Below are 2,881 nucleotides of genomic sequence, written 5' to 3'. Positions count from 1 at the left end.
CCCGCCGCGCCGCTGGCCTATCGCGCTGGGCCTGGTGGCCGCGCTGGCGCTGGCCTTTGCGCTGCTGCCGCGCCCGCAGACCGACCCGCTGGAGGTCTACCGCACCACGCCCGGCGCGGTCGAGCGGAGCCTGGAAGCAGGGGGGGAGCGCGTGGGCACGCTGGTGCAGTTGCCGGAAGGCCGGGTCTACGTCCACCTGTCCCGCACCCTGCCTCCCGAACGGACCTACCAGCTGTGGCAGATTCAGGACGGCACCCCCGTGTCGCTGGGCGTGTTCGAGCGCGGCCTGCTGGTCACGCTGTCCCCCGGCGCCACCGTGGCGGTCAGTGTAGAGCCGCCCGGCGGCAGCCCCCAGCCCACGACCACGCCGCTGTTCGTGCAGCCGCTTTGAGGGCGTGCCATAAGAGCCATAAGAATGCGATGGGGTTCCGCCTTCGTTGGCCGAGCGGACTTGCACAGCTGGGCAGCAGAGCGAGCGAATAGGACAGGAGCATTGGGCATTCGGGCAGGCCCCTGGGGCGCCGTTCTCCGGGGGCCGTCATTCTGTCCAATGCCCCTGGGGCGTGTTCCCCGGAACCCCGGCGGGTTCTCCGGCCAGCCTGTTTGGCACAGGCGGTTGGTCGCTGCGTGGGAACGGCAGCACTGATCCGCCCCTACCAACTGAGAGGGGAGGCGGGCGTGCCGTCCCACACGCGGGGCACCCTTGCACGGCTCCCCGGTTAAGCCTCTGCTAAATCCGCCTCCGCCCGGCGAGCCGTTCATCTGCCCTTCATCCTTCTGGTGGCCCTGATCCAATTTCTCCCGGTCGGGATACAGCGTCACTGAAGGCCCACAACTTTCCCAATGGCGGACAGGCCCCTCGCCTGCCCGGCGGGTCGGTGCTGACCTTCGGATGGCTGCTGAACCCGTTTCTCGCCCCTATTCGATGTCTGGAGGACCCACAGATGAGCAACGACACGCAAAGCACGAGCACCCGCCGCAAGTTCCTGGGAATGGCGGGCATGATGGGCGCGGGCGCCGTGCTGTCCGGCTGCACGAACGTGATGGCCACGACGCCCAGCCAGGACAACGGCCTCGACGCCGCCATCTTTAACTTTGCCCTGAACCTGGAGTACCTGGAAGCCGCTTTCTACCTCGCCGCCGTGGGCCGCCTGAACGAGCTGACGGCAGCGGGCGGTGACGCGAGCAAGGTCATCCTGCCCGCCGGTTACGACGGCAGAACCATGACCGTTCCTGGCCTGACCGGCGACACGCTGGCGATGGCTCACGAGATTGCGGACGACGAGCTGGCGCACGTCAAGGTGATTCGCTCGGTGCTGAAGGGTGCCGCCGTCGCCCAGCCGCGCCTGGACCTCGGTCCGGCATTCGCCGCAGCGGGCAATGCAGCCTCGAAGGGCGCCATCACGAACTTCAACCCCTACGCCGCCCCGCTGTTCTTCTTGCACGGCGCCTTCGTGTTCGAGGATGTGGGCGTCACGGCCTACAAGGGTGCGGCGCGTTTTATCGATGACCAGAAGGCAGGGGGAAATCTGGAAAACGCGGCGGGCATCCTGGCCGTCGAGGCGTACCACGCCGGTGCCGTCCGCACGCTGCTCCACCTGGCCCGCAACGAGCAGGTCACCCCGATGCTGAAGGTGCAGGACGTCGTGCAGGCGATCAGCGACCTGCGCGACTCGGTCGACGGCGCGGACGACCGCGACCAGGGCATCGTGGCCGGAGCGGGCAACCCGGGCGTCCCGGCCCGCAGCGCCAATATCGTCCCCACGGACGCCAACGGCATCGCCTTCAGCCGCACCCCCCGTCAGGTGGCGAACATCGTGTTCCTGGGCGGAACGACCAAGGGCGGTTTCTTCCCCGACGGCCTGACCGACGACGGCAATTTGGGCAAGCTGCTCGCCATTCAGTAAGTTCCGTAAAACGCGCGCTGGGGCAAGCTTGCTCCGGCGCGCGTCTCTTTTCTCCTCACGCCATCAGGTCCCCTCACGCCATCAGGCTCGGAATCCGTTTCATACGGATTCCGTCCAACNAGTAAGTTCCGTAAAACGCGCGCTGGGGCAAGCTTGCTCCGGCGCGCGTCTCTTTTCTCCTCACGCCATCAGGTCCCCTCACGCCATCAGGCTCGGAATCCGTTTCATACGGATTCCGTCCAACTCCTTGACTTCCGGGACACCACCGGAAGTCCATCCATCTCCCGGAACCCGCCCTTTCTCCTTCTCGCCTCCGCTCGGACCTGAATCACTTCGTCAACGATTCAATCGGAGTCCGTATCAGATGCTCCAGCCGCCGTCCACCAGAATCTCCTGCCCGGTGATGTACCCGGCCTCCCCGGTGGCGAGGAAGGCGACCGCCGCGCCCACCTCGTGCGGCTGCCCGAAGCGGCGGGCGGGGATGCGCCCCGCGAGGGCCTCGGCGGCGGCGGGGTCGGCGTGCAGGGCCTTCAGGCGGTCGGTGGCGGTGTAGCCGGGGGCGACGGTGTTGCAGGTGACCCCGTCGCGGGCGACCTCCAGCGCGAGGGTCCGCAGGTGGTTGGTGACGGCGGCCCGCATCGCATTGCTGACGGGGAGGGTGAGCGAGGGCCGCCCCACGGTCAGGCTGGTCACCGCGATGATCCGGCCCCAGCCCCGTTCACGCATCCCCGGCAGTACTGCGTCCGCGAGGCGCACGGTGGACAGGAAGGTGGTCTCGAAGCCGCGCTGCCAGCCCTCCTCGGTCACCTCGCTGGGGAGGCTGGGGGGCGGCCCGCCCGCGTTGCTCACCAGGATATCCACCTCGCCCGCCGCCTCCACCGCCGCCCGCACGCCCTGCGGGGTGCCCACGTCCGCGACGACCCAGCGCGAGCCGGGAATATCGGCGGCAGCCTCCCGCAGCGCCGCCTCGCCCC

General features: G+C 68.6%; 3 protein-coding genes. 2 read left to right on the top strand and 1 reads right to left on the bottom strand.

Annotation, left to right across the window (positions count from 1 at the left end; genetic code table 11):
- Together QOL99_RS16265 and QOL99_RS16260 are read left to right on the top strand one after the other, a co-directional pair.
- A partial coding sequence (locus QOL99_RS16265; protein ID WP_285525350.1) for an anti-sigma factor occupies positions 1-391 on the top strand: 391 nt, incomplete at its 5' end.
- Between the two features lie 553 nt (positions 392-944).
- Complete coding sequence (locus QOL99_RS16260; protein ID WP_285525348.1) at positions 945-1,907, top strand: ferritin-like domain-containing protein; 963 nt, start codon at positions 945-947, stop codon at positions 1,905-1,907.
- Positions 1,908-2,267: 360 nt separating this feature from the next.
- On the opposite strand, the gene QOL99_RS16255 is transcribed toward QOL99_RS16260, so the two are convergent.
- Positions 2,268-2,881 (bottom strand): SDR family oxidoreductase (locus QOL99_RS16255; protein WP_285525346.1); only part of this gene is annotated, 614 nt, incomplete at its 5' end.

The sequence above is a fragment of the Deinococcus rhizophilus genome (assembly GCF_030271215.1).
Classification (GTDB): Bacteria; Deinococcota; Deinococci; order Deinococcales; family Deinococcaceae; genus Deinococcus; species Deinococcus rhizophilus.
Note: the sequence above shows the minus strand (reverse complement) of the source record. Positions and strands in the feature narration are given on the sequence as shown.

Coding starts and splice junctions, on each gene's coding strand:
- QOL99_RS16260 (WP_285525348.1), top strand. CDS start 945: ATGAGCAACGACACGCAAAGCACGAGCACCCGCCGCAAGTTCCTGGGA.